This window comes from Rhodococcus sp. MurmanLake-1 (assembly GCF_056945715.1).
On sequence record NZ_JBWZNF010000022.1, the window covers coordinates 15540 to 42313 of the forward strand.

Consider the following 26774-nt stretch of genomic DNA (forward strand, 5'->3'; position numbering starts at 1 on the left):
GACACCGATGCGGTGAACCGTGTCGGTGGGGGAGTAGGAGGGGGTATCGGTCACGTGGTGAACTCCGCTGCGCGTGTGAACAGGATCGACAGAACATAGCAGGGAGTTCGGAACGGGAAGTCGGTTTGCGGGTGTTCTCAGGCGCAGTGCACAGCGCGGGACCATTCGCTGATATGTCAGGCATCTGGTCCACCACGATCGCGGATGGGCAGGTCGAGACGGGAATGGATTCAGGCACGACAGTGGGTGCCGGTGATGATGTCTCCTTCTCCTCGGTCACATCCCGATGATCGCGCCGGCGACGGGCGTGTCGGCGAGGTAGGCGTTCGGTGCGAGCGATCGAACGGCGTCGGCGATGTCGCCGCGGAGGCGCTCGATCGTTTCGCCGGCGACCAGGACGCCGTTCTGCGAGTGCGCGGAGACGAAGTCGAGGCGCCCACTTGCACTTGAGGCATTGTCTTGAAGGGAGATGACTGCAGTGAACAAGTCGGGCGCTGCGACCGAGCCGAACCGCACACTGATCCGCCGGTCGGTGTTCTCGATCAGGTACAGGCCGAAGTGTTGGGCCGAGGGCCCAGGACCAGGCTGCAGTGTGTGAAGGAGATGCTCCCGGATCAGGGGGCTGCGGACGGGCGCCGAGAACAGCAATGCATGATCGAGCGCGAATCGGCCGTACCCCGAGACAGCCTCGGCGGCAGGGCTTTCGGATCCACCGGTATGCCGGTCGGCGAATGCGCGCAGGCTGTCCCAGGTGGTGTTCTTCTTGCGCATCCGATCCGAGACAAACCACACCGTGAGGCCGAGGGCGGTCAGCAAGAGCATCCACGCGATGTCGTCGTTGTAGAAACCGGTGATGCCTTTGACGCCGACAATCAGAATCGGAACAGCTCCGATGGCCCGGACGACGAGATACGGTCTGATGTCGGTGGCGTTCATGCGATGGTCCTCATCCCGTTGTGGACAGTACAGCGATGCCGAAAACCTGGGGCGGCTCGGCGTTCGCAAGTCATCGTTCGACCGTAGAACGGGTAGAAGTCGGCCGCGAGACAGCAGAATTGGGGGCACAGCACGTGCATGCGTCTCTGACCGGCATTGTCACCGAATGTAAACGACCGTAAGGTTCTCGCACCTGCCTCCGACGGTGACAGGCCGAGCGCATGTTGGCACGGCGGCCGTGCAATCGTGACACGTGCTCGGCGCGCTTTCAAAGAATGAGGATTGAGGGCGCAGTAGTCGGTCAGGGAACGATCCACAGTCCGGCGCCGGGGAGAACGGTGATCGGGCTTCCGGCGCCGCTGGTGGTGACGGTGGCAACCAGGACACCGGAACCGGTGATCGCTGTTCCCCCGGTAGCGGGTAACCCGAACCACAAGTTCGAGGTGCCGGTTACACCGGTAGTCAAGTTGCGCCAGTGGACCATGCACGCACAGATGCCTTCGGTACCACGGAATTCGGTGATTCCGGGGCGTTCGGTGTCGGTGGTGGCCGTGACATGTTGGCCGACTAGAGGTCCGCCGAGCCCGGTAGGGCCGGTGGCGAGGCCGGCGACCGGGATGGGTAGCACAGTGTCGACGGGTGCCGCCGAAGCGCGGGACATGCTTGTGACGACCGCAGTTACAAGGATCGCCAGAACGACGATCTCTACTCTTCGGCAGAGAGCGACTCGTCGGGTCGACCGTGCGCGTGAGAGAGGAACGTCGCGTGACGCCGACGACGGCAGAGGGGAAATTCCTACCCGGCGATGATATTTCATGCGGTCCTCCCGAGAGATGAGACGGTGGGTGCACGTGCACGCCGAGTGGTTTCGTCAGTCCCAGCGCACGCACTGTTCGGACTGGCCTCGAGTGCACATCGCGCAAACACAAGTTCGTCACAGTGTGTACCAGTAATTTCCCCGTTTAAGGCCCCGACAACCACGACACGAAGACGCCCGCCATCGAGCAGTCGAGCGCGCGACTCGGCGCGCGTCGAGACTTTCATCCGACATAGGACGAACCCAGTTGCTCCCATGCACGAGATCGGGCAACAGATGCCTCGTCGCTCGGCCGCTGACCCTTCGCGGCGCCAGCGATGAGTGTGTGGTCGACGGATGCTGACAGCGACTACGGCGCATACACATTCGGTGATACGAGCGGGGGACAGCTTCCAGGGACGCCCCTTCGGGAGGCGTCCGCATCGTCGTGTACGCCGGAAGATATCGCACGGGGGCGTGTATGGGGAGACCACAGAATTGGGGGCATGCGCGAGGGGTGGGCTGTCGACTGAGATACATCTGATTAGGTGACACTAACGAGGTACGAAAACACTCCGGAACCGGCACACCGCTACGCCCGACCGTACCGAAACATTCGACAAGTCCGCTCTGCGGCGAAACAGCGCATATGACTTGACCCCGCACCTCACTGCGCAGGTGCATCGACGGCAGTGAAGGGACGACGAGAACACATGACGACGCGACTGCACCAGCGGCCCGCTCCCGGGCGCACCAGATTCGGGCCCGGGCGGCGAAGAAATACTGTGATTGCTGTGCTGAGCTTGTTGGTGGCGATGGCCACGATCTCGGTACCGGCAGCGCAGGCACAAGAATTACGGCAGTCGAGTGTGTTGTTCGTGGTCGACACCTCGGGCTCGATGTCGGGATCCCCACTGACGCAAGCGAAAGAGGCGCTGCGCGCCGGGATCGACGCGCTCGCTCCCGGCCAGGCGGCCGGGCTGCGTAGTTTCAGCGGCAGCTGCGGCGACGGTGGCCGGTTGTTGGTTCCTGTCGCCACCGACAACAAAGACCAACTCAATGCCGCGACAACGCAACTCTCCGCCGACGGCGGTACCCCCACACCGGACGCCCTGCGGGCAGCAGCGCGTGACCTGCCGGCCAGCGGGGACCGCACCATCGTGTTGATCAGCGACGGACAGAGCAGTTGCGGAAACCCCTGTGCCGTTGCCCAAGAGATCAAGAACGATCTCGGTGTCGACTTCCGCGTCCATGCCGTCGGGTTCAACGCCCCGACCAATGCCGAGAGCGAGCTGAGCTGCATCGCCAATGCCACCGGCGGGCAGTACTTCACCGCCACCAATACCGACGAGCTCGCCGCAGCCATCTCCGCGGCAGTGGAAACGACCAACCCCGCCGAATGCGATGACGTGTACTTCGTCGGCGTCCGCGGCTCCGGCGAAGACCAGGACAAGACGCTCGAACAGTACGAGTCCTCCACTTTCGATCCTGTCTACACCAAAGATTCCGGCCCCAACGCCCGCACCACGGGGATGGGGGAACCGGTGAAAGCCGTCTTCAACGAACTGCACCATCAGGGCGAATCCGGCACCCCAGATATCGCATCGATGCAGGCCCGGGCGATCCGCTATCCCGCGATCCCGGTCAATCTCCTCGACCTCTCCTACATCGACCGGTACCAACGATCCGTCGCGGTCGGTGCCGACAACCTCGCCAAGGAACTGCGGCTGATCGCCTCGCACTGCCATCAGGCGTCCGTGGTGCTCGCCGGCTATTCCCAGGGCGCCGACGTGATCAACAAGACGATGGGCAACGCCCACCGCAGCGGCGAGACGTCGCTGTTCACGCAGGTGAAGAAGATCGTCGTCATCGGCGATCCCTCTCATCAACCCAACCGCGCCGAAAACGTCGGGGGATGGAACAAGCTGGGCTCGACGAACGGCTCCGGTGCCTCGGTCTCGGCGTCGATCGCTGACCCGGATGCACTGAAATTCAAGGATGCTCACGCCGGACTTGTGTCCTCGATCTGCATGATCGGTGATCTGGTGTGTGATACCAGTTCTTTGGCCGTTCACGAAGCGATTGCGTCGAAATTCGGATCGCAGACCATGACCCACACCCTGTACTCGGCATTGTCGATGCAATGCCCGGCAGTGAGCAACGCCTGGCAGTACGGCACCGACTGCAGTGGTCAAATACTGTTCAACTCTTTGGGGCACACCGCGGTGGCACGTTCACACGGCGGGCTCAGTGCCGATCAGGTTGTCGTGCAGTCCGGTACACACCTGTGGGCCGGGTTCGTCGCCATTCGCGGCGCTGTGGGACAGGTGACGAAGGTGGGCAAGTTCGTCGGAACGCTGTTCTCCGATCCGGTCGAGGTCGGCACGTTCGAGGTCAACGACGACGGCGTGGCGATCCTCGACTTCGTCGTTCCGAATGTTCCTGCCGGTGAGCATCATCTGGAACTGCGCGGCGACGACGGCAGCGTGTACCGACTACCGATCCTCGTCACTGATACGCCGGCTACCGATGGACCCTTAGGGTATGTCGTCGACGGCTCGACGGTGCACGTTCCCAGCGGCTCCGGGACGGGAAGCGTCGGCAGCTCTGGCAGTATCTTCGGGAGCTGACGAACAACCTTCGTGTCAGCGATCGTTGTCCCGGTGCTGCAAAAGGTACCGGGACAACAGTCGTCTCCGTCTGACGCATCCCACCCCCGGAATCGCGCTGGCGGGTCACTCAGACGCGAGAGCGATCCATGGCAGCGCCCACCGCCCGGCGAAGCGGGAGGTGCATGTGGGACAGGTCCGGGAGGCGGGCGTCCCGCCTCCCGTCGAGTGACCAGCCGGTCGACGGGCGCCCACAGGAAACATAACTGCGAAACCCGCTACTGCACAAAGGTTCCCCGATTTCTGAGGTGTGTCAGGCGCGCCGACGGTGCCAGAGATGCCCGTGGAGTGATGCGATCGGTGCGCGGCGGTCATCTGTTCTTACCTCGTATGGGAACCCCTGCCGAGCGACATGTCGCCCGCGTTTAGCGGGCGTGAAGGCCTGGCTTCGATCGACAGGCTGGTATGTCCCGGTTCCGATCGGCAATGGTCCTCTCCGCGTTACTGCACTCGATGTAGCCGCCCATTTTCCGCAGGCGATGAGCGTGTTCGCGGTCTGGGCTCCCGATGCGCAGTGGGCAGGAGGAACAACGGGGCGGGCCTGGTGGTGTTCACCGCGGTGGGAGGCGTCGGTGTCGGGGCGGTAGGCGGCGCACTTGCACAGAGTGCGCGATGGTGCTCGTGCAGGATGTGACGCTCTCGTGGTGGGATCCAGGGTCCTTCGTAGACGAGGAGGTCGCATTCTCGGCATTGGGTTCGGAAGTAGCTTTCGCTCATCGATCGGGTTCCTTTCGTTATTTCTCGGCGACGAGTCTGTGCCGGCGCGTCGGGCCGCCGACGTTCACGATTGCGGTGGGAAACCGTAGCGTTGCCGCATCTGGGTGAGCGCCGCGATGTCTTCATCGTTGACCTGCTTCGCGGTCGCCCAGGCGAGGCTGTTCGCGTAGTCGCGTCGACGCTGGTGATGTTCCTCGGGCGTGAGGGCTGTAGCGGCAGTGTGAGGGTCCGTGCAGTTCGATTCGGTGTTCTCGAATTGCGCGAGGTACACGGCGAGGATGGCGGCGTCACGGCGAAATCTACTCACCACTGCTGCCTCACCTCGGCCTGGCAGCAGTCGTACCGTCTCCACGACGTACCGGAGCAAGTTTGATTTCAGGCATGGGACGTGAGACTCCATTCGGTCCCGACCTGATGAAGACAGTGCAATCTTTGATCAAACGGACTTTAGCATCGCATCACCGGGGATCAGTTATCCACAGGCTATTGGTTGGGCGGTGGCAGTGCTCCAGAACGCTGGGTCGAGATTTTCAGGCGAGCGTGGTTGGGCAGATACGAGCATCGCGCGTGGACAACCATGCAGTTACCGGTGTGGAGTTCGAACAGACGGACTTTCACCGCACACCCGTATCGTTCGCCCCCATTTTTGGGGTCTCGGCAAGCTCTGACGTGCGTATTACGGTCGAGCAGTCAAGTGGACGACCCATCAGACGACCCCGCCAGAGTGGCTTCGGCAGCCCCCACTGACGCCGGTTCGGCCGTCACCGATCTGCAGAGAAAAGGGACAAACTATGCATCTTCGAAGGTTCATGACAACAACTGCAGCGATCGCCGCGACGACAGTTGCCGGAGCTGCAGTCGCGTCGGCCGACGTGGTCATCCCCCAGACCCCGACCGTCCAGACAAGCATCGCCGGTGACACGTTCAGCGCTACTGTCACCAACACCAACACGATCAATTCGCACTGCGGCCTGACTGTGCTGACCGCCGACCTTGCACCAACAACTGTTTTCCCCGCCGGTTTCGATATCGGCACCTCGAACTGGGACACCCACCCTGATCCCGTGTTGCCCGGTGACACCAAGACGTACACCGTCGATGACCTTGCCGCGGGCACGTATGTCTTCTACGCCGGATGCACGACGACGGAGAACGAAAACTCCGAATGGGTGAACTCGATGGTGCAGGCGGACACGTTCACCATTACCGCGACAACGGGGGGAGAGGGAGGACCGGGCGGTTCCCTCGGAAATCTCTTCGGGTCGTCCTGACCCCAACTTGCCGTGTGAAACGGAACTGCGGCGTGCGGAAACGGACAGCGATTGTCGGCGGGCAGTGTGTGTTCGGAAGGTCGTAGCCTGTTTCTAGTCGTAGGGTTGATGGCGTCGCCGTGTTCTCGACCCAACCCCGAGAGGATGGCGCCGGGGCTTGTCGGTCTCACGCATGAGCGTCGACGGCCCTGTTCGGTGTGCTGGCTTCTGTCATGGTTCTCAGCGCGCGGGGGCTCCACCGGCGAAGTTTCACTCCTTTTCCGGTGGAGCCCCTTTTCGTTCGGATCGTGTCTCGGACGACGATTCCTGCACCTGGGAGAGGCTGGAGTCGGGGCGATCGCGGCGGGTCGGCTTCGGCGAACGCAGAACCTGGCTAGCGCGTGAATAGACGCGCTATCTCATTCTATGAGATTGGAATTGTGGCCTGAAAACTGAAACACGTTACCGAGCAACGGTTTCCAGTTGTCTGCGAATTGCAGTCACGCGATAGTTAAACATTCACAAACCGGACAGTCTGTGCTAGTTTTTTGCTGATCTTTGCATTCCTTATCGAGAGGTTCAACTCGTATGTCCACCACTGCTCGCCGCGCCGGAATCGTCGCCGCACTCGTCAGCTCCGCAGCCCTGATCGCCCCCGCTTTCGCCGGCGCCCTGCCCACGGGTTCGCTCGGCTCGGATGAGACGGAGCCTGGCTTCACGTGCGATGCGACCTCCACCGAAACCACCGCCAACGGTTGGGGTATCCCGTTCGACGACGAGAAGGATCAGACCGCTTCGTACTCGGCCGAGAACGTTCTCGACGAGGACGGCTCCCTCGAGCTCGCGGTCGAGGGCGTCGAAGACCGCTCCGTGTCGTATCACTCGGCGGGCGGTGTGAAGCTCTCCGACATCCTCGACACCGACATCAGTTTCGCCGAGCGCGCGGAGACGGCGAAGGCCTCGTTCCAGCTGCGGCTGAGCGGAACCACCGGCGGCAAGTTCACCGAGTCCACCGGTTTCACCACCCTCGTGTGGGTTCCGGGCGTCACCGCACCGGACACCACCGACGGCGCCGTGCACGCCGACCTGCAGGACGGGCAGTGGTGGAGCACCCAGAACATCGACGGCGCAAAGGACTTCGCCCGCGTGAGCCTCGACGCCATCGCCGAAGCGCAGCCGAATGCTGTCGTCGATCACTACGGCGTGAGTATCGGTCGAGGCTCGGCCGCAACCTCCACCCTCGTCGACGCGGTGACGTTCAACGGTTGCACCACCAACTTCGCCAAGAAGGACGCCGAGACCGGTACCGGCTCGCTCGGCAACCTGGGCAACATCTTCGGCAGCTAGACGCGACAGACCAGGGGCGGCATTCCCACAGGCACGGCGGCGGTATGAACTGGTGCCGGCGTGTCAGGCTTGCCACCGAGAATCCCCATGTCAAGGAGAGGTGGAGTCAGGTAGTACCTGGCTCCACCCTTCTCGCTTCGCTGATAGTAACCATCTTCAATCAACAATGTACTGAGGAGTTTTCATGGGATCGTTCGATACCGCATCGCTGAGCACCGAATCGCTTGAGGATCTCAATCTCGGGAAGGTCAGTGAACTGCTCAAGCTCGGCATCACCGCAGTCTCTTTCATCACCGCCCTGAATTCGCTCAGCTGAGCGCTGCCTCGGGTTGAGGTGGAGGAGGATGTAGCCGGGGTTCGGGAACTTACCGCCGCCAGAGTCGGCTGATGTGGCGGTGAGGGTGGACTCGGGCCACTGCAGAATGCGGTGGACTTGACCAGTGGTCGTGGTGAGCGTTGTTGGGGCCCCTTCGGCGTGCTGGCTTCCGTCTCGGTTCTTGCGCGCCGGACCCGTCTGTAGGGTCACCTCCTTGTCGGCGGGTTCTCTTTGCGGGTTGGATGTGCACCGCGCCCGTTGTTTCATCTTGGTGACGCGTGGCCGGCATCACGACGAACTCGTCCTCCGCCCGGCGCTGCCAGTCGCGAGCACAGCCTGTGCCGCGTGTGATCGCGGCAATCTGTCCGCCAGTTGCTTCCATACCGGCTAGGGGCCACCGGTCCTCACATGTCGTCGCCTTCATGAAATTCGTGTGGTCTCGGTGAGGCAAATGGGGGGGTGATTGCAGGGGTGATTTCAGGGATGAGAGGCGGGTGAGCCTTCGCATCGCTCCAGATGCCCGATACACATAGCAGGTCGGGTTCCTGTGGTTATGTGTGCCGACGTTTTGTGCCGTGCACCGATGAAAATGAAAGAGTTCTTGTTCGTGGTTTCAGCCGATGTTCGTGCGTACGCATCCGAGATCCTCGCATCTGCCGAGTTGATCCCATTGCGGCACAAGCTCGTGGCGATGCTCGAGAAAGCAGCTCGGCTCACTACCGTTCATTCGTTCCCTGGGTCGAGTACCGCTTCGGTGCTGCGAACGTGGGCGTCGTCGGGGTCTTCGCGGGCCGCTCTGGTTGTACCGGTGCGCCGTCCCGTTGGCGAAGCTGTCGACGAGATTCACGACCTCATCGCCGGTACGGAGTCGACTGGGGGACGGATTGTTCTGACCTTCTTTCACCCGGACCCAGTCGCTGATCCCGGTGTACACGCTTACCTCCTCGAACTGCTCGAGCAATACGGCCATGTCGATCTGATCGTTTCCACAACCCACCGTCGGTTGGAATGTACTGCCCAGGAAGGTGGACTCACGGTCCAGACCATCAGCGCTGACGACCTCGTCTTCACCGAGGACGACGTCCACGCGCTCGCGTCCAGCGTCAACCTCCCCGTATCGGTCGCCGAGGTGGTTCGTCACTGCACGGCCGGAATCCCGACCGTAGTGATGGATACGATCAACGAGCTGGCACTCCGCCCCGTTGCCGCGTCAGGGTCGCCCGAGCAGTGGCGTGCCGCCGCGGAGCGATGTGTCGACCGCTACCTGGCGGCCCTCACGCTCAGCGGGCGTAGCAGCCGTCTCGGGATTATTCTCGAGGCGTTGTCCATTGCGCATCTGATCGATTCCGATGTCGCGGCAGTGCTCACCGACAACGCAGCGACCACCGAAGACCTCCTGGCGCTCGAAAAGTTGGGAATTCTTCTCGCAGTGCAATCTTCGGACGGCACGTCCGGGACGTGGACGATGACGGCACCTCTGCGAACATTGTTGAGCCTTCGCCCCCGTGTGCAAGGCGCCGCACGTGGTGAGCGCATGATCGCGCTGGCGCACCATCATCGCCGAGCGCAGACACCGCATCTCGCACTTCGGTACGCGGCTGAGGCACACGAGTGGCCATTGGTCGTGGATGTCGTCGAAGAGTCGTGGGTGTCCATGCTCGCCCAACACATGGCGTTACTGCGCGATATCCTTGTGCGCATTCCGCCCGAGTACACACAGAACAAGGTTGCCGTTCAAGCTGGACTGAATCTGTTCACACGCAACGGATCACGATCGACCAGCATGACCGATGGACTCCCCCGCACTGTCGAAACTTTGCGGCAGTTGGCCGCAACCGACGAGGGAATCGACCGACTACGTATAGGTTCCGTTCAATCGATCATGCATCGTGTCTCGGGCGATTTCCCCGCTGCAGCCGAGTTGGCCGTACACCTTTCGCAACTGAGCGGGTACATCCTCGAAATCAACCCCGAGCGGATCACCGACGAACTTCCGGTCCTACGGCTGCAATGGGGCATCACGCACCAACTCGCCGGTGATCTGACCACGTCCTCGATCGAACTCAACATGGCCTATCGCGGTCGCGAAGCGGCCGACACCGGATTCGTGGCAGCCAACGCAGCCGGCAGTTCGGCAATGAACTGGGCGATGGTCGGCGAACCGACCCGCGCACAATTGTGGCTGGATTACCAGGGCAAGCATCCGATCCCGGCGGGCTGGCTGGAGCGGATGGTTCAAGTCAGCGGCCTCGTCGCTCGTACCCTCCTCGCCCTGGACCGTCTGGAGGTCGAAACCGCTGGCGACGCACTAGCGGCACTCGGCGAACCCTCGCATCGAGAAGAGCTGTGGGCGTACATCGTCTATGCGCGCTGCCTGCATGCACTGGCGACCGGTACCGCCTTCTCCGCGCTGGTCTTTCTGCGCCGCCAACGCGCCGCGCACGCGCACCGCGTGCGAGCTGGATCTGCTGCGATGCCCCTCCTGGCTGCGATGGAAATCGATCTCATGCTCGCCTGCGGTGAAGGCAACAATGCTTCTTCCTTCGCGCAGACCCTGACCGCGCCCGAATCCCATCCCTGGACCTTGATTTCCGTTGCACGACTGCACTATCTGACCGGCGACTACAACGCAGCCTTGACCCTGTGTCGAGAACTCGATGCCGACCAGCAAGCCCGATATCCAGGGCTGCACACCGAAGCTCTCCTGCTCGAAGCCAGCATCCACCTTCGTATGGGGCACCCCGTGCGCGCCGGGAACTGCTGGAGATGGGCCGTCACCGTCGCCGAACAAACCGGTGCCCTGCGTCCGTTCACCACGATCGCCGACGCGGACATCGACGAACTGCAGAAAATCGAACATTCGGAGCTGGTGTCCAATGTCCGCACCGACATTCGTCCGGTCTTCCCTCCCGCCGTGCCGCTCGTCGTGGTCACCGAACGTGAGCACGCCGTACTGGCCCTGCTCGCAACAGGAATGGGGACAGCCGAGATAGCAAAGGAACTTTTCGTGTCCATCAATACCGTCAAAACTCAATTGCGCAGCCTGTACCAAAAAATCGGGGCCCACAACCGCCATGATGTCGTCATCGTGGCCAAGCACCTGTCCATCATCTGATGAGCTCGCGCCCCTCCTTGCCGCGGCCTCCTCGCTTCAGGTTGGTGATGCTGGTACTTCTGACGTTCACTCTCGCTTGCTCCGCCTGCACATCGCCGCGCCCCAACACCGACGACCGTGCAAGTCTTGACGCAGCAGCCAGGACAGTGGTCCACAGCAGGGGAACCACCACCGTGGCACACGTGCCGGAACGTATCGTCGCGCTGTCCTCATCCTGGGCTGACACCGTCATCGCCTTCGGGCGCACCCCCGTCGGTGTCGGATCCATTGCCGGTATCAGCTCCACCGGCGGGCACTTTCCCTGGCAAGGTGACTACGCGTCGACTTCGATCACGCTCACTCTGCTCGGCGCGCCCGCGTACGAACAAATCGCGGCCCTGGCACCGGACTTGATTCTGGCGGACTACTCCGCCCGCGACGCCGCCGTGTACGACGCTCTCAGTGCTATGGCACCGACCATCGCCCCACTCGCCTCCACTGGATACGTCGACCCCTGGCGCGCACAAGTCAGCGTCCTCGGACAGATCTTCAACGAAACAGACCGCGCCGAGCGGCTGATCGCCGACACTGACAACGCGATCGCCGATGTCGCCCGACGGCATCCCAACCTCGCCGGGCGGACCTTCCTCATCGCCACAGCCCGCCCCGGCACCCTCGCCTTGATCGCTTCCGACACCGACCCGGCAGCCGCGTTGTTCGTCGAACTCGGAATGCACATGGATTCGGAGATCGTCGCCCAATCCCACGGGGTAACACGGACCAACATCGCCGTCGAGAACGCACTGCCGATGATGGGTGCAGACCTCCTTCTGATTCAAGGCCAAGCAGCGTTGTTGGAGGAGTCGATACCGGTATGGGGCAACCTGCCCGCGGTGCTATCGGGCGCTGTCGCGCACATCGACGGTCCCCTGTCCGCGGCGCTCAGCGACCCCAGCGTCCTCGCCATCGCCTACCTCCTACGCACCCTCGAGCCACAACTTCGGCAAGTCGGATCGGCATCATGAGCCTGGCCCTGCCCTTGCCGCTCCGTGTCAGTGAACATGTGCGGGGTCTATCTCGCTAACCGTGTTCGACGGTTTCCGTCAGTAAGTTTCCGATCCCGGGCCAACGATCGGTGAACGTGATCGCACACGCGTTCAGCGCAGGTCCTTGCTTGTCGGGCCAAGTGAACGGGCCACCACCACAGCCTTCGGTATCCGCCCTGGTGTTCTTCTGTCGACACTCGTATCTTCTTCCGCTCCTGGTCTTTTCTCACCTTGCATGGTCGATGATGTTGTATCGGATACGGCGGTAGCGGCGCCACAATGTTCCAGTCAGTCGAAGGCGTAGGCGTAGGTGAGCGGGCATCCGGGCGATCGTTATCGTTTGTTCGTGGGTGTGCCCGGCCGAGCAGGGGAGAGGGCCGTCGTGAGTGCCGAGTTGTGTCGGGAGCGGTTTCTACGGGAGTTGGGTCAGCTTCGCGAGCGGTTTCCCGATGACCAGGTGGTGATCGGTTCGTACGAGAATGTCGTCGCCGGTGACGACGAAGTGGTGTTCGGGTTGTTGATCGGGTTGGTGGGCCCGGCTGCTCCTGCGTGCGCAGATGTGTTGTGGGAGTGTGTGAGTGGGTTTCTTCGGGACCTGCGGCGGGTAGAGTTGTTCAGTGAGCCGATACAGTGGAGAAGTCCTGTGCGGGGGCGTTATTCGCGGTACACGCCGCCGTTGAATCGTCCGATTGTCCGGCTGTAATCGAGTGTTGGCAGGTGTATGCGGGATGCCAACCAGGAACGATGGGTTCTTGGATGCCTCGGATCAGTGTGGGCGATTCGCCGACTGCTGGTGACGGCAGCCGGCGAATCGTGCGTACCCCTTGCTCGCGTGCATGGGATTCGCACAGGCCGTTTCCGGTTGGTGCATGCCGGGGACGGCCTGATCGGCGACTCGTTGCCTGTGCAGCGCTCCGCCGTACGGCTGGTTACCCGCCGGGAAGGCGTGAAACCGGCGCTGCGCAGTGCCGGGTGGTGAGTGCTGCGCCGCAGGGTCGCTGTGGGAATTGTGTTGCTGATGGCTGCCCAACGCCACGCACGGTTTGAGGGAATGGCGGTTGGGGAAGGAATCGGAGATGAATACAGCGGAGCAGACGTATCGTCCGGGACAGAAAGCGCCGGTCAGCGGCTTCTACGAATGCGATTGCAGTGACGCGCACCGGGTCAGTACCGATGTCGCCGGTCATGTGTTGCCGCCGCTACCGCAAGGATGTTCGGGTGGGACGTGGCATTTGAAAGAAGCTCGGCCCCAGTAGAGTTGATGTGGACAAACGAGAGGGGCGGTGCCCAACTCGGGAAGGTGCTCCTTAATGTCGACTGATCTGTCCCCACGTGAGTCTCAGCCGTCGGAGCCGTTCGAGGTGACGAAGCAGCTGGTGAGTGAGCTTGTCCGCGAGACGGGGGTCGACGGTGTCGGGGTTGCGGTTTTTGCGACCGACTCGACGCGCGATCTCGTGTACGCGAGCGACGGTGTCGCGGAGGAGCTCGACGAAACGCAGTTCACCCTCGGGGAAGGCCCCTGCCTGGATGCTTTCCGTTTCGGCAGTCCGGAGCTGCATGCCGACATGGCTGATGGTGAGGCCATGCGCGGTGGCCACTGTTCACGGCCCAGGTGTTGGGGTTGGGTGCGGCGAGCGTCTACGCGTACCCGCTCGGGGGCGGGGGCGCACCGTTCGGGGTGCTCGAGTTGTACGGAAGCTCGCCGATAGCCCTTGCGCCGAGTGGGGACGTGAAGTGCCGCTCGTACGCGCACACCATCGCTCATGCGGTGGTGGCGGAACTCGCTCCGGCGTACGCGTTGACGTCGGGGAGTGATGTCGGGGTGTTTCGGCGCGGGAACGTGAACATCGCGTGCGGGATACTTGCTGCGTACCACAGTATTTCGGTGGACGAGGCGATGGTGCGTCTGCGTGCGCGGGCGTTTTCGCGGCAACACCGCATCACTTCGGTCGCCCAGGAGGTCATCGCCGGGGATCGTTTCGACACCGACGAGTGACAGCGGTGGACGTCGCGTCATCCTCTTCTGGGGTTGGTAATGTCAGGGTATCGGTGAAACCAGCGCCGCCACCCTTTTTGAGTGCGCGCAGGATGGTGCCTGCGAGATAGAACCATCATGACTCGCGACGAACTCTGCAATGCGCTCGATGCGCCGCCGCCACGTGCGGACGTCATCACCGCGCAGCAGTACAACTGCGACGAAATCGCGGTCGCGGTGGAGCGTTTCGGTGCGCTCCTGCGAACCCGCATGCCGCTACCTTCTCTGCTGCAATCGGTCGCTGCGCAGGTGGTGGCGACGATTCCCACGGCGGACATGGCCGGCGTCACGATCCTCTCAGCCCGCGACAAAGCTCCGGAGACGGTCGCGTGCACGGATGAGCGTGCCCTCGATGTCGATGTCGATCAGTACCGCGCGAATGAAGGGCCGTGTCTGGAAGCGGCACGCACCCGGCAGGTGGTGCGGGTACGCATCGACGACGCCGCACTACGGTGGCCTGAGTTCGCGAAGAACGTCGCCGAAATCGGGGTGGCAAGCAAGTTACCTGTCGGCGCCGCTCACCACCGACGACGACCACGTAGGGGCGTTGAATCTGTACAGCTTCGACGATCACGGGTTCAGCGAGATCGACGAGGTGCTCGTGCAGGTGTTCGTCGCCGCCGTCGAGGGCGCGGTATGGAACGCACGCCGGGCGGAGCAGTGGCGTGCCGAGGTCGAGGGCTTGCAGGAGGCGATGAAGACACGCGCGGCGATCGAGCAGGCCAAAGGAATGCTGATGGTGTTGCACGGGATCAGTGCGGAACGTGCGTTCGAGGTGCTGGTCGAGCAGTCCCAGACCCGTAATATTCGGGTCGCGGCAATTGCGGCCGAGGTCGTGGAAACGCTGACGAAGCAGTAGCCGGCCACATGTTGCCACTCTTGTCTCAAGAATGCTCGGGTTGGACGAGGCTCGTGACAGATGGCCGCCCCAATGGTTTCGACAGGCACGCCCACCGGCCCGACGCGGGCAGCGCCTAGGCCGCCGGCGAAGTACCTTTCGATGTCCGCTGCAGCGATTCTGAGGGACGACTGCGAAGTTTGGTGATCACCGAAGCGCTCCCTCTTGAGTGGCCGCCCTTGTGGGAATGCCCACATTGCCTGCGTGCGCTAGAATTATGTACATGACGACTCTTCCGGTGGCCGACGCCCGAGCACAACTCTCTCGTCTCGTCGACGAGGCCGAGCGCACACACGAACGGTTCGAGATCACCCGCAACGGGCATCGTGCCGCGGTGCTGCTCGGCGCCGACGACTATGACGCTTTGCGTGAGACGATCGCCGTGCTGGCTGATGAATCGCTACTGGCCGGGCATTTGGCGGGAGTGGCTGAGGCGCAAGCCGGAGACACCCTCGACGCCACAGACTTGGCCGCGTTCCTGGGCAAGAGCGAGGAGTGAGCGGCCTGGGCGATCCCTATGTCCTGGCAGTGGCGCGCTCAGCGGCTCGATCGCTCAAAGCGGGCCTGCCCGAGAAGGTTGCGGTAGCCGTCTACGAATTCATCACCGGCCCGTTGCTCGAGAACCCTCATAGGGTCGGTAAGCGGCTCGATCCGCCGCTGGCCCCGGCGTATTCGGCACGGCGCGGCGCGTATCGGGTGCTGTACCTGATCGATGATGACGCCCGCCGCGTCACGGTCACTGCGATCGCGCACCGCTCCGATGCTTACCGCACTTGAAAGCGCCTCGACCTGCATAATCGACATGTCCCATGCGGCAATGAAACATTCCGCGGGTGAGAAGCCGGCGTCGCTGATCCAGTCGACATCAATGGCGTCCGGGTGGGGCCATCACGACGGTTCCCACAGCTTGAAAGGCATGCGTACAGGCTCGGTTGGCACGGGAGTCAGTCCGTCGCCTGGCCACCAAGGTTGCTCAGCCTCGAACCGTTCGACGTGGCGCATGAGCTTTTCTAGGACTTGTGCGCGGTCGGCAGGCCCGACGACGTGCGGGCCGTCGCGGGTGACGACGGTTCGCGTGTTCGGTGCTCCGCCTGCGAGGAGTATCGCGTCGAGTTCGGGCAGGCCGAGGGGGAGGGCGTCGCATCCTCGGTGTCGAGCGAGTGTTGCGACGTCTTCGGCGACTTTCTCCCAGTTCCCGACCCAGGGCCATGGATTCCCGCCGTCAAGTTCGAACGTCAATGTTGATATCGGCACTAGTCGCGGGCCAGGGCGACTCTGAACTTCGTTGATGCACCGGAAGATTCGCCCGCCGTCGGGCTGGGTAATCGCTGGATGCAGCAACGTGTCCGATCGGACGATGGTCCCGTTGATCAGGACGGGGTGCTCCTCCGACGTGTATGGCTCATGGAGAGCGAGAAAGTAGATCACGCAGCCAGTATCCACGACGGTCGCCCCGCCAGGCTCGCGCGCGCTGGAATCACCCTCTGAGGTTCCCTATCCTTCGTGCTGCCGATCTTCGCCTCTCCGAGCCCGCGTCGACCGATTCCCGACGAACCCTGACGGGGCGATGGACTGGCGTGGCGCGCTCGTGCAGCTGTTTTGAATGTTGTTGTTTACCAACTAGTGTCGGTATCGGTTTGGTCTGGAATAGGTTTGGCGGGTTACACGTGGCGGCGTTTGTGTGGTATCGAATTATGTTGGGGGAGTGTTGTTTACCGGTGAGCGAAGACATGGATCCCGAGACCGCCGAACTACTTCAACGGGCGATCGACGATGCACACCAGAAGATATCGAGCGGACCGTGTCAAAGCTCCGAAAGTTTCAGGCGAAGAAACGGCTCCCCTTCCCCTCAGCTGGTCCGCAGAAATTCATCGACAAGAGGATCGACTGCCTGATCAACGAAATCCGCACGAACAAGCCATAATTCAGAGTCGGAGGCCAAGACGATCAGGGCCCGAACTGGATCACCTCTCTAGCGGCAATGAAGGGTCGAGGGCGGTTCCGTGCCCGTGCCGGGATTCGCTCGCCCGGGCGATACGGGAACCCAACTCGGGCACCGAAGGGCGCCACCACTGGCATCGCCATTTCCGCATGAAGCCCTGGTCAGAACCGACAATCTGTTGCATGACCGGCGAACGCTGACGGGATAGGCGACCGGGCTGAGGATTCCAACAAGTTCCCGAGAGTCACTCACAGACGCGACTTCGAGAAAGGTGTTGCCACACCAGGATCCGGTCGATCGGCGGGCGTGGGCGGCAGTGTCCATCATGGCGGTGGACTTGCACCCCTGCGAGGAAAATCAACTTCGTGCTGCGGGCTCTCCGCGTCCGAGCCCTAACCGCTGACGATGTCCGTCACGTATCGGCTTTCACCCTCACCGATGCGGACCGTCACCGGTGAGGTGCCCGGCGGTGATCGAGGACTATGGCCACTAGTCCACCCACGATCAGCCCGACACCGACCGCGAGGTGGATCCAGGTGTCGGGGTGCCCGGCGGCCGAGTGTTAGATGACCCGGGAAGGTCGATGAGCTGCTCTGCGGCCCACAACATCAGGTAGGCGGCTCCGCCGACGACGAGAAAGAGCCGTGCCAACCGTGCTGTGCGGCCGAGATCAGTCCTCCGATGCAGAATAGTAGGTGCTCGACGTTACGCAGGATAGACACTTCCAGCAGCCCGAACAATTTGGTCCCGGTGCGTCACACACGGACAATGCTGCTTCCGCGCATCTTCGATGATGGTATCCAATCGCTGATTATCCGCCGGGCGAATTGGTCGTAGGGCACGGGTGTGTGGAGGTCACGGTCAGCGGTGTGTGATCGGTGGCGGTCGAAGACTTTTCGGGGGGGATTCGGTTTGGCTACGGTGTCGGCTCCGGCGCTGGCGCCGTTGACTGACCTCGACGCGATGCACGGCTTCTACGAGACTGTCGTGGTTTCGCCGGGTGTGGGCGATTCGCCGGCTGCTGGTGACGGCAGCCGGCGAATCGGGCGTATCCCGGTGGCTCGCGTTGTGTGGGATGCGCGCGGGCCGTTGCCGGTTGGTGCTTGCCGGGGAGGGCCCTGTTCGGCGACTCGTTGCCTGTGCAGCGTTCCGCCGTCAGGGCGGATTACCCGGTACAGCGTGTGGTGAAACCGGTGCAGCGTCAGGGCTGATAGGCCTGTCGAGAAGCAACTTCTTTCCGATCTCCGCGTCCTTGCGCCGCTCGCATCAAGGTCCTCCCACAAACCTCCCGGAGAGTTCGTCGCCAACGCGTAGCGGCCGTACTCGAGGTCCACGCGAAAGGTGTAGCGCCCCTCCACGTTCACCACAGCAGCGGGCCGCTGCGACACCGCAACCAATGCGGCCCGTCCGTCGTACATGTCGGAGAACTTCTTCGTCAAAGGCATTGCCGTCCCTACCCATTCGAGGTCACCATGCAGCAAACACGACGCGGAAGACAATCCCGTGCCGCAGCCATGACGAAGAACCGAGCCCCATCCTGACCGCACGATGTGCCCACCACCGGGAACCGTCCCACTCGGCGATCAACCAGGACCGCGCCGAATACCGGGACAGTCGCCGAACTCAAAAATCCTCGTGATGGGTACGCGTCGTACAAACCGGCGACGAGGGCACGGACACATTATTGAGTCAGGGCAGAAGCCGTGACTCGTCGACACTGTCGATGCTGCGGTCGACCGGCTCGAATCCGGCGGGCATGTAATTCTTGCCGATGCGGATTTCGGCGCCCTCCATCCCACTGGCGAGCGATCACCGGATTCGGGAAATGCGCTCGGAGGCGGAATCCTCGGCGGGAATATGAGCTAGTTGCGCGATCCGTTCAGCCAGGATCGCGTTCCGGGTTTCCAGCACGAGGATGACACCCACCCCTGTGAGATTGATTCCGTCGGCGATCAACGCGCCGAGTCGCCGCAGCGTGGCTGGTTCTGCTTCGTTGGAGCGGCGGGTTCCCCGCCCGCACGAGCTCTGGGGTGAGCAGTCCGTGGCGCTCATAGAGTGTCAATGTTTGCGGGCCGACCCCGGACAGTTCCGACATCACGGAATTCCCGTAAACCCCGCAGTCAATAATGCTGACGCCGACGACGACCACGGTGCCGTGGTGCCGGAGGACGCGGGGCCCTGCTAAAGGGCAGACGGTGCAGATGGCGTCGCGGGTGTGGGGGACGTGGGAGCGGTCGTCGGTTTGTGGGAGAGGATCAGTTCGTGGTGAGGGCAACGGCGCCGGGTGTGTATCCGTGCATGCGAGTGACGGCGTCGGACCATTGCCGGTGGTCGCCGTCGCGGGGGTAGCGGAACGCTTCGACGTGTGGGGTGCACCGGTCTCGGAGACCGGTTTTAGTGTGCCGTCGGTCTTTTTGTTGTTGCGGTTGTTTCTGTTGCGGGCTGCGGGCATCGCGCGACCCCTTCGTGTCGGCGTTGGGATCGCTCCGCGAGCTGAACCTCGGCCGACCCGAGGGTGGGGCTTCAGGTGGGGGTGATGTCGTTGTCGGCGGCGAAGACGAGGCGGCCGTCGTCGAGGGCGATGGCCCATCGGCGTGTTGGTGCCCAGGTGCGGCCGAGTTCGCCGGGCATGAGGAGGGAGTCGGCGTAGTCGTCGACGACGGTCCCGGTCTCGAGCGGCTGTTCAGCATGATCGTGGGCCGCGGGCGGGGTGACGGTGACGCGGGTACCGACGGTGATCGGGGCGGGTTTTCTCTCGGGGCCGGGCATGGTTCCGATTGTGGCAGGACACACCCGACAGGGCATCCCGGCCGAAGGGCGCGCAGTTGTCGGGGCGCCGGAGGGTGTACGTGGTGGCCGCCGGCTCGGCTGAACCGGCGGACGGGGGAGTGGTCTGGGTGGCTCATCGGGTGGGCGTGTGAGTGCTGCGCCGATGAGCCGTGTGCCCGTACCTGGCAAGGAGTGAGCACCCGAACAGCTTAACCGGCCGATCGGCCCTGTTGCGCGGGGCTGCCGAGGGGTGGGGTGAGAAGTGTTGTGCAGCCTGCGAAGTGAACGCATCGACGTCGACGGTGGACCGAGTGGATTGAACTGCGTGTCAGTTCGCAGGCTGCTTTTTCGACTGTACTCGTGTTGTGGTCTCGGTTCGGGCGAGCCGCGAGCCTGGGATCGCCCCAGGTAGTGCGAGTCCAGTTTCTCCTTACCGCATTGATTCTCGTCCCAGACGTTTCTGGAGAAAGTGATCTGGGTAACAAGCCGGGGGTCGATGAGGAGACAGTGATGGATGTAATTGTGTGGGCCGAATCCGAGGAACGTGAGCGGTGGTGGCGACAGGTCATGGGCGTCGCGCCTGCAGGCGAGCGTGGCGTGGGTATTGAGGCCGGAGAGCTGACCACAAGTGGGTTTTCGGCGGCGCCGCGGATGCGAGGATCGGCAGTTCGATCGATTCAGGATGTGTCCGCGGCCTGAGCACAGCCGCTTAGTGCGTATGCCCGGCGCAGATCAGAGGATTGTGTCTTGCGCTGTGTGAGAGGGTAATTCGATGCTGAGGGGGGTGGCGTAGCGATGGTGAACGTGGTTCTGTTGCTGGTGATGTTGGGTGTGGGTCTGATGGTGGTGATGTGTGTGGACTTCCAGTGGCTCCGATCGCCCTCGCGTGGCGAACGTCGGCGGCACGCTCGGCATGAACGCGTGGGACTCGGGAAGCCGTAGGCCTCGTCGGCCGGTCCTGGGTTCAGCAGTCAGCGCAGCATGGCGGGGTTGGTTCAGGGGGGCGAACGGCGGTGCGAGGTGATCGACGGTGGTGGCACCGAATCGCCTCGTTCGAGGTCCGTGGTGCTCGGGTCGCGGTGTCTGGTGATCTTTGTGTGATCGGCCCAGGGGAAATGTCTTTCACCGCGTCTGTCCCCGAGGGTCGGGGCGGCGGGAGTGTTTCAGATGCCGGCGTCTGTGGATGGGGTCGGGGATTGTGGAGGGAGGACGCAGAATTCGTTTCCTTCGGGGTCAGACATGACGATCCACGGATCCTTGGCCGCCCAGTCCGCTACGCGCGCTCCGGCTGCGCACAGTCGCATTACTTCGGCGTGTTGATCGCTGTGTTGGGGTCTGATGTCGAGATGCAGCCGATTTTTGCTTGCTTTGTGGTTTGTGACCGGTTGAAGCAGGAGAACAAGTTCGGTGCTCTCGGGCAGTCCTGACCCGAGTTCGACATATCGTTTGCCGTGGGAGTCGGTCCACGTGCTGGTGATGCTCACGCCGAGTGCTGTCGACCAGAACGTGCTCATCAGATCGGTGTCGAGGCAATCGATGGCGATGGCGGCGAGGCGACTGGTCACGGGGTCCACCTTTCTCCGGGGGAACGGTTGTCGGCGATGGTACGGGGCGCGGAAGCCGGGAAGTCTGTCGTGTCCGTTGTCGCACGGGTGAGGCGTGATTGGCGGGGGTGGGCGTGTACCGGCCGGTGGCGAGGGGCGCAGACCAGCTGGCATCACGAGAAGCGGTGGAAGTGGCGACGTTCGGTGGGCTTGCGGGGAGCGCGAAGCGCCTCCTGCGAAATCCCAGAGCGATGCGGTGGGGTGCGTTGTCAGTGTTTCGAATGGTTCGCCGCCGGGCCGGAGTCGTGGGGTCGTCCTCATGATGCCTACTCAGAGGCGGTATCGGGTGGCAGGAAGATTCGGCGTGCCGGTACCGGGGTCCCAGTGGCTTGGCGGCTCGGCGCCTGAGGTCGGGACGCGCCATTGTCATTGTTCGCGGGGTTCGCGGCGCGGGGCAGGGGGCGGGATGTCAGGGGGCCAGGGTGTTCGTGATGTGGGTGAGGGCGGTCTCTGCGTTGTCGAAGCTGGGGACGTGGGTGTCCATGTTCAGCAGTGTCAGGAATCGGTGGAGTGAGTACTCGGCCGCGAGTGCCCAGCGAATCTCGCGTTGCGCGGTGGTGCGTGCGAGTGCCTCGATGAGGGTGAGGCCTCCGACCGAGACGAAGGGGACGGCGGTCAGGTCGAGGAGGAACGGGCGTCGGGCGGTGACGATGTCGTCGAGGTGGGCGCCGAAGGCTTCGCATGTGGTGGCGTCGATTGTTCCCGCTACGTAGTAGCGGGAGATGGTGTCGCTGGCGGTGGACTCGGTGAACGTGAGTGCGGCTGCGGCGGTGCGCGTCTGTGTGTTGTCGGTGGTTCGAGCGGAGGGCGGGGTCTGTGATGACGCGGCCGTGGACAGGGCGCCGCGCCCGAGTCGGCTCAGCTCTGCGGACGGTGCTGTTCGGCGGGGTGCGTTTGTGAGTTCGGCGGGACCCTGTGGTGTCGTCGTCATGGAACGCCAATTACGGGGGTGCCCCCAGCGGTGTCGAGGGCCAACAGCTGCCGTTCGGTGCAGGCCCCGCCGAGTATCGCGCCCCGGGGAGCGGGCCGTGCCATGTTGCCGGTGGCCGCAGCCGACAGAGGCGCGATGCCGGCGTTTGTCACCTCGGTACCCGAGGCTCGGGGGTCTGGCCCGGCGGCCGCTCCGGGGCGGGTGTCGGTTGGCGATCGTCGGCGAACATGGTCGCGATGCGGGCCTTGATCTCCGCGGTACTCATGTGTGATCCCGGGGCCGTTCCGGTCGTAGAAGTGTTCATGTGACCCTTCCTGTGGGCGGGCGGTGCCGGCGTAGCTGTGGTGTGGCACGGTCGAGCCTGAAGTTTCTGTCTGTGCCGCATCGTCACAGCAATGATGGTGTGCGTCAGAATATTTCGGCCGTGTGAATAGTTCTACCTCACCGTGCGGGGATGTAGCCACTGGTCGCATGTCCATAAAGGACAGCGCAGGGCATGCAGCCGTTTTCAGACGTGGGGACTTCGTGGACGCGCAGCGAGCGAGTCTGCATGGCAGTTACTTTCGAGCTGACTGGCCCGGAGCGGGCGATGCTGCAGGTGAAGTTCCTCCGGGCGTCGTAGAGGAAGGTCCGTGGTGTGCTGTCCGCGCTTCGTTGTTCGACTCGGTTACCGACAAGTGTGTCCACACCATCTGTCGCAGGCGCGCCATGTGACCGGCGGGAGTGTGAAGGTGTGTCGCCGACGCTGCGATGTTACACACCTGCAGTGATACAATTTGGTATAACTGCAGGCGAAGGGAGAGATCGATGAATATCGATTACGGCATCGAACGTGACTTGCGCGCTATCCCGGCGGAGAAGGAACTGCTGCAACTGAAACTGTTGCGTGCGGTGGGCAGGGCGACGGACGAAGGTGTCCCGCAGCGCACGATTGCGGTGATGCTCGGTGTCGCTCAGCCCGAGGTGTCGCGGATCGTGAAGAAGTTGCGGCTCAATCCCGCAGCTCGGGACCGTAGCCCTCGGGAGGTGATGCTCGAGCATGCCGGCGGGCGGATCAGCCGTGAGAAGATGATCAGTGAACTCGCCGGTTGGGAGTACACGTTCGGTCAGGTCGCCGCCGATGACCCGGTGGGCCAGTCGTATCAGCGGGGTTCGTGGGATCAGATCGAGCGTGCGGGCGATCTTCTCACCGACGAGGATCGCCGTGTGTTGTTCGAGGTCACAGCGGACCGGCGTGCGCAGGCGAATGCACTCTGACCGTGTAGAAGCTGTCGCAGCTGAAACTCGAAACATTCTGCAGACCAGGCCAATTGCTGGACAAAGACGGGTTACGTGCATCGGGGGCGGGCCCGAGACGGACTCTCGCGCAGCACCCCCCCGAAATGAGGGTCATCGAACGATATCTCGCCGAGCACACCGACGTCGCGATCGGACGGCAATTCTTGGCGCTCGCGACCGCGGGGCCACCCGCTGCGGGAAAAGCTCGAGTATCGAACGCCGGGAGTTGGCCGGGCAGGGGTGGCGCGTCATCGATGCGGACCGAGTCAAGGACCACCTGTTGCACGATGCCCTCGAACAGGGTTTCGACGACCTTCTCGGTATCGAACTGGCAGATGGACACCGGGTGATGGCGCGCGAACTGGCGACATTGGTGCACACGGAGTCCACGGTCATCGTCGATGCCGTCACCGAGCGTTGCCTCGCGGCCGGGGAAAACATCGTGCTGGAAGGAACATTCAGCTGGCCGGGACTGGGCCGCAGATTGCTCTGTGATCTCGCGGAGGCGGACTATCAGAAGCTGACGATTCTCTTTTGTCGAAGCGCCGATCGAGATCATGAAGGCCCGTGCCCTGAGCCGGTGGTGGCGGGGCCGGGAGACTGCTCTGCGCGGTGGTGACGATCCCGGTGGCAGGTTCACGCCGGCGTTCGTGATCGACGCGCTCTACACCGAGAGCAGTGTGGCGACGATCTGTGCCTGCAATGCTCGCGCGGCGTTCGACGATCCGCTCGCCGCCGAGATCCCCACGGTGGAGTTGTTGGTCGAGAACGTGGGTGGTGTCGACCAGACGTGGGTGAAGGAGAACGGACGGGTGGTCTACCGCACTCCCTTCGTGGACCAGCGGTAGTCGGCGCACAGCGAGATGACGCTTGTGCGCCGGCCTCCGGTGGCGTGCTCTCACGCTTCTTCGTCGTCGGTGTGTTCGTCGCGTCCGAGTTCGGATGGCTTGGGGGCGGCGGGGACCCATTCGCGTACGGGTTGGATGACGTCGGTGTAGAAGGTTTCCGCGGAGTGGGTGATGCTGTTGATGAAACTGGCTGCGGTGCCGGCGCGTTTGCCTCCGAGGGTGAAGGTGCGCATCAGGGTGAAGGAGTGGAGTTGTCCGTTTTGGTTGTCGGTGAGGATGCGTGGTGTCGCGCGGACCGCGGTGTGTGGTTCGCAGGTGGACGATGAAGGTGCGGTGAAGGTGGCTTCGATCAACAGGTCGGTGGGCGCGTTTTTGAGTTGACGCAGCATCCATGTGACACGTTTGCCGGCGGTGCCTTCGTCGGGGGCGGTGACTTGGGTGCTGCAGGTGATTTTGTTGGTGCGCATGTCGGCGATGATTTTGAGGTGTCCTGCGGCGTCCGGGATTCGGAGCAGCGCGGTGAATGTTCCGTCGTTCGCCAGTTCTTCGACGGTGAGTTCGGTGCGATAGCTAGCGTCGTTGACGGCGCGGCGCGGGAGCACGTGTTTGACGCTGACTCCCAATTCGGCGGTGAACCGGAGGGAGAGGTTGCGGGCGAGTGCGATCCAGGAGTGCGCGATGGAGGCGGCTTTCGGGTCGCCGGAGCGCAGTGTTCCGGCGCTGATCGCGTCGCGGATCGATACCCAGTGCCGTCCCATGTCGACGAATTCCGATGCTCCTGATTTGGGGTGTTCGATGTAGCGGAGGAATTCGTGGAGGATCCAGGCTTGGAGGGGGTTGTCGATGCCGCCGTGCGAGAGTGTCATGCGTGCTTCGTGAATGACTTCCGCCCAGGACAGGTGGCGGAGTGAGACTTTGGTGAGTTTACGTTTGTCGACCTCGACGGGTAGCTCGCCGGCGCCGGCGGGGAGGTCGTTGGACACACTGATCACCACGTCGTATTTGTTCTTCTTCGCGATGTCGAGATAGTTTTCGAGTTGTTCGCGGGAGTGTCGGCCTGCTCCGGTTTTCACTTCGACAAGCCCGGTCCACAGCCGGGTGCCGCGGGACACTTTCCACACCGCGTCGGGGATTACCCGCGATTCGCCTTTGGTGTAGGGGACTTCGAGGTATCCCTCGAACGATCCGGCGGGGGCGCCGGCTCGGGAGGCGATGGCCCGCGCGAACAGCGGAACGGCTTGCATGGTGGAGGTCAGTGCGGAGGTGGTGCGGCGTTCTTGTTCTTCGCCGGATCCGACTCCGATGACGGAGAACAAGCGTGCGGGTTGCCAGGTGTCGGCTTCTGCGAGTGTGAATTCGGGCAGGGGTGCTTTCTTCGGTGCAGGTTTGGCGGTACTTACCCCGCGCGGACGCGCCGGCTTCGACACGGGCGCCGCTGGTGCGGCCGACGTCGCCGAAGCAGCGGGTGGGGTGTGTTCGTGGGCTGCAGGCTCGTCGACGATGGTTGCCTCGACGACGACGGGCGGAACTGCGGGGATGTGCGGCGCTGTGGGGTCGACTATTTCTGTTGGCGCAGTGGTGGTTTTGTCGGCATCTGCATCTGCATCTGCATCGGTATTGGAGTGGTTGTCGGTGTGGTGGGGTGGGGTGTCGTCGCCGACGTCGACACCGAAGTCTTCTGCCAACCCGGCCAGTCCGGATGCCCAGCCTTGACCGATCGCCCGTAGTTTCCAGAGCCCGTTGCGGCGGTAGAGCTCACCGAAGACGAACGCCGTTTCTGTGCTCGCATCGGCGGTGACGTATTCGGCGATGGGGGAGCCGGATCCGTCGAGCACGTGGAGTGAGAGCTTGCCGCGGTCCCCGAATGATCCGGTGTCGACACTTCCGGCCAAAACGATCGCGTCGACCTCGGTGGGGACTGCCGAAAGGTGCACGAGGAGACGTTCGTGTGGTCCGGATTCGGTGTCGCGCCGTCCGAGGTAGCGAACGGAACCATCGGTGGATTCCTGCTGGTTGTAGAACACGAAATCTTCGTCGGAGCCGACTTTCTTGTCGGCGCCGAGAAGCAGCGCTGCGGCATCGATTCCGGATATCGAGTCTTCCCACATGATCAGAACCTCGACCTGTTCGATGTCGTCGGGAAGGCTGATGTTCTGGCCCTTGATCAGGTACTGCTCGTGCATGAAGCCCCTTCGGTAGTACACGGTGATGACGACGATGACGCAGTCCGGAAACTGCTGAAGATTTTCTGCTTCGTTGGCAGAAAGTATTCGAGAGGTTCGCTGACATCAAAAATGT

The 26774-nt window shown here is 62.9% G+C and carries 25 protein-coding genes and 1 pseudogene; 14 read left to right on the plus strand and 12 right to left on the minus strand.

What is annotated here, in order from left to right; translation table 11 throughout:
• Positions 1–276: 276 nt before the first annotated feature.
• Both AC2ETI_RS31015 and AC2ETI_RS31020 read right to left on the minus strand, forming a co-directional pair.
• The gene (locus AC2ETI_RS31015) at positions 277–936 is read right to left on the minus strand and encodes a hypothetical protein (RefSeq protein ID WP_483634885.1); all 660 of its coding nucleotides are present in this window, start codon (positions 934–936) and stop codon (positions 277–279) included.
• Between the two features lie 301 nt (positions 937–1237).
• The gene (locus AC2ETI_RS31020) at positions 1238–1597 is read right to left on the minus strand and encodes a hypothetical protein (RefSeq protein ID WP_483634886.1); all 360 of its coding nucleotides are present in this window, start codon (positions 1595–1597) and stop codon (positions 1238–1240) included.
• 929 nt (positions 1598–2526) lie between these two features.
• On the opposite strand from AC2ETI_RS31020, the gene AC2ETI_RS31025 reads away from it, so the two are divergent.
• Complete coding sequence (locus AC2ETI_RS31025; protein ID WP_162267918.1) at positions 2527–4362, plus strand: cutinase family protein; 1836 nt, start codon at positions 2527–2529, stop codon at positions 4360–4362.
• An 820-nt stretch (positions 4363–5182) separates the two neighbouring features.
• Here the strand turns inward: AC2ETI_RS31025 and AC2ETI_RS31030 are convergent.
• Complete coding sequence (locus AC2ETI_RS31030; protein ID WP_483634887.1) at positions 5183–5425, minus strand: hypothetical protein; 243 nt, start codon at positions 5423–5425, stop codon at positions 5183–5185.
• A 502-nt stretch (positions 5426–5927) separates the two neighbouring features.
• Between AC2ETI_RS31030 and AC2ETI_RS31035 the strand changes: the two genes are divergently transcribed.
• The 5 genes from AC2ETI_RS31035 (at position 5928) to AC2ETI_RS31055 (ending at position 12150) form a co-directional block, all read left to right on the plus strand.
• On the plus strand, positions 5928–6389 hold the full coding sequence (locus AC2ETI_RS31035) for a hypothetical protein (RefSeq protein ID WP_483634888.1): 462 nt from the start codon (positions 5928–5930) through the stop codon (positions 6387–6389).
• A 567-nt stretch (positions 6390–6956) separates the two neighbouring features.
• A complete protein-coding gene (locus tag AC2ETI_RS31040) occupies positions 6957–7715 on the plus strand; it encodes a hypothetical protein (RefSeq protein ID WP_483634889.1) in 759 nt (252 codons plus the stop codon).
• A 184-nt stretch (positions 7716–7899) separates the two neighbouring features.
• Positions 7900–8031 (plus strand): hypothetical protein, encoded by a 132-nt coding sequence (locus AC2ETI_RS31045; protein ID WP_256066028.1) that lies wholly within the window; start codon positions 7900–7902, stop codon positions 8029–8031.
• A 607-nt stretch (positions 8032–8638) separates the two neighbouring features.
• Positions 8639–11146: a response regulator transcription factor gene (locus AC2ETI_RS31050; RefSeq protein WP_483634890.1), complete on the plus strand. Its 2508-nt coding sequence runs from the start codon at positions 8639–8641 to the stop codon at positions 11144–11146.
• Between the two features lie 182 nt (positions 11147–11328).
• Positions 11329–12150 (plus strand): ABC transporter substrate-binding protein, encoded by an 822-nt coding sequence (locus tag AC2ETI_RS31055; RefSeq protein WP_483634891.1) that lies wholly within the window; start codon positions 11329–11331, stop codon positions 12148–12150.
• A 1328-nt stretch (positions 12151–13478) separates the two neighbouring features.
• Here the strand turns inward: AC2ETI_RS31055 and AC2ETI_RS31060 are convergent.
• Positions 13479–13769 (minus strand): hypothetical protein, encoded by a 291-nt coding sequence (locus AC2ETI_RS31060; protein WP_483634892.1) that lies wholly within the window; start codon positions 13767–13769, stop codon positions 13479–13481.
• Between the two features lie 23 nt (positions 13770–13792).
• Between AC2ETI_RS31060 and AC2ETI_RS31065 the strand changes: the two genes are divergently transcribed.
• The 4 genes from AC2ETI_RS31065 to AC2ETI_RS31080 all read left to right on the plus strand — a co-directional run bounded on the left by AC2ETI_RS31065 (position 13793) and on the right by AC2ETI_RS31080 (position 15881).
• Positions 13793–14167 (plus strand): ANTAR domain-containing protein, encoded by a 375-nt coding sequence (locus AC2ETI_RS31065; protein ID WP_483634893.1) that lies wholly within the window; start codon positions 13793–13795, stop codon positions 14165–14167.
• 376 nt (positions 14168–14543) lie between these two features.
• Complete coding sequence (locus AC2ETI_RS31070) at positions 14544–15065, plus strand: ANTAR domain-containing protein (RefSeq protein WP_483634894.1); 522 nt, start codon at positions 14544–14546, stop codon at positions 15063–15065.
• Between the two features lie 256 nt (positions 15066–15321).
• Positions 15322–15603 carry a type II toxin-antitoxin system Phd/YefM family antitoxin gene (locus AC2ETI_RS31075; RefSeq protein ID WP_047269851.1) on the plus strand — a complete coding sequence of 94 codons (282 nt, stop codon included), beginning with the start codon at positions 15322–15324 and terminating at the stop codon, positions 15601–15603.
• A complete protein-coding gene (locus AC2ETI_RS31080) occupies positions 15600–15881 on the plus strand; it encodes a type II toxin-antitoxin system RelE family toxin (RefSeq protein ID WP_483634895.1) in 282 nt (93 codons plus the stop codon). The genes AC2ETI_RS31075 and AC2ETI_RS31080 overlap by 4 nt, the downstream gene beginning before the upstream one ends.
• 111 nt (positions 15882–15992) lie before the next feature.
• On the opposite strand, the gene AC2ETI_RS31085 is transcribed toward AC2ETI_RS31080, so the two are convergent.
• The 4 genes and pseudogenes from AC2ETI_RS31085 to AC2ETI_RS31100 all read right to left on the minus strand — a co-directional run bounded on the left by AC2ETI_RS31085 (position 15993) and on the right by AC2ETI_RS31100 (position 19815).
• Positions 15993–16532: a hypothetical protein gene (locus tag AC2ETI_RS31085; RefSeq protein WP_483634896.1), complete on the minus strand. Its 540-nt coding sequence runs from the start codon at positions 16530–16532 to the stop codon at positions 15993–15995.
• A gap of 1488 nt (positions 16533–18020) precedes the next feature.
• A complete protein-coding gene (locus AC2ETI_RS31090; protein ID WP_483634897.1) occupies positions 18021–18491 on the minus strand; it encodes a hypothetical protein in 471 nt (156 codons plus the stop codon).
• Positions 18492–18855: 364 nt separating this feature from the next.
• Positions 18856–19141, minus strand: a pseudogene (locus AC2ETI_RS31095) (MerR family transcriptional regulator).
• Positions 19142–19569: 428 nt separating this feature from the next.
• Positions 19570–19815, minus strand: a complete 246-nt coding sequence (locus tag AC2ETI_RS31100) for a hypothetical protein (protein WP_483634898.1) — start codon at positions 19813–19815, stop codon at positions 19570–19572.
• 510 nt (positions 19816–20325) lie between these two features.
• On the opposite strand from AC2ETI_RS31100, the gene AC2ETI_RS31105 reads away from it, so the two are divergent.
• Positions 20326–20514: a hypothetical protein gene (locus tag AC2ETI_RS31105; RefSeq protein WP_483634899.1), complete on the plus strand. Its 189-nt coding sequence runs from the start codon at positions 20326–20328 to the stop codon at positions 20512–20514.
• A gap of 464 nt (positions 20515–20978) precedes the next feature.
• Here AC2ETI_RS31105 and AC2ETI_RS31110 read toward each other — a convergent pair whose 3' ends face one another.
• The 3 genes from AC2ETI_RS31110 to AC2ETI_RS31120 form a co-directional block, all read right to left on the minus strand.
• A complete protein-coding gene (locus AC2ETI_RS31110; protein ID WP_483634900.1) occupies positions 20979–21380 on the minus strand; it encodes a VOC family protein in 402 nt (133 codons plus the stop codon).
• A gap of 448 nt (positions 21381–21828) precedes the next feature.
• A complete protein-coding gene (locus AC2ETI_RS31115) occupies positions 21829–22350 on the minus strand; it encodes an STAS domain-containing protein (protein WP_483634901.1) in 522 nt (173 codons plus the stop codon).
• A gap of 148 nt (positions 22351–22498) precedes the next feature.
• Complete coding sequence (locus AC2ETI_RS31120) at positions 22499–22654, minus strand: AMP-binding protein (protein WP_483634902.1); 156 nt, start codon at positions 22652–22654, stop codon at positions 22499–22501.
• Between the two features lie 503 nt (positions 22655–23157).
• On the opposite strand from AC2ETI_RS31120, the gene AC2ETI_RS31125 reads away from it, so the two are divergent.
• From AC2ETI_RS31125 to AC2ETI_RS31135, 3 genes are all read left to right on the plus strand, one after another.
• Positions 23158–23607, plus strand: coding sequence for a hypothetical protein (locus AC2ETI_RS31125; protein WP_483634903.1), 450 nt, complete (start codon positions 23158–23160; stop codon positions 23605–23607).
• Between the two features lie 301 nt (positions 23608–23908).
• Positions 23909–24247: a hypothetical protein gene (locus AC2ETI_RS31130; protein WP_483634904.1), complete on the plus strand. Its 339-nt coding sequence runs from the start codon at positions 23909–23911 to the stop codon at positions 24245–24247.
• Positions 24248–24278: 31 nt separating this feature from the next.
• Positions 24279–24476, plus strand: coding sequence for a hypothetical protein (locus AC2ETI_RS31135; protein WP_483634905.1), 198 nt, complete (start codon positions 24279–24281; stop codon positions 24474–24476).
• 50 nt (positions 24477–24526) lie between these two features.
• Here the strand turns inward: AC2ETI_RS31135 and AC2ETI_RS31140 are convergent, their stop codons facing one another.
• Positions 24527–26659: a TerD family protein gene (locus AC2ETI_RS31140; RefSeq protein ID WP_483634906.1), complete on the minus strand. Its 2133-nt coding sequence runs from the start codon at positions 26657–26659 to the stop codon at positions 24527–24529.
• Between the last annotated feature and the right edge of the window lie 115 nt (positions 26660–26774).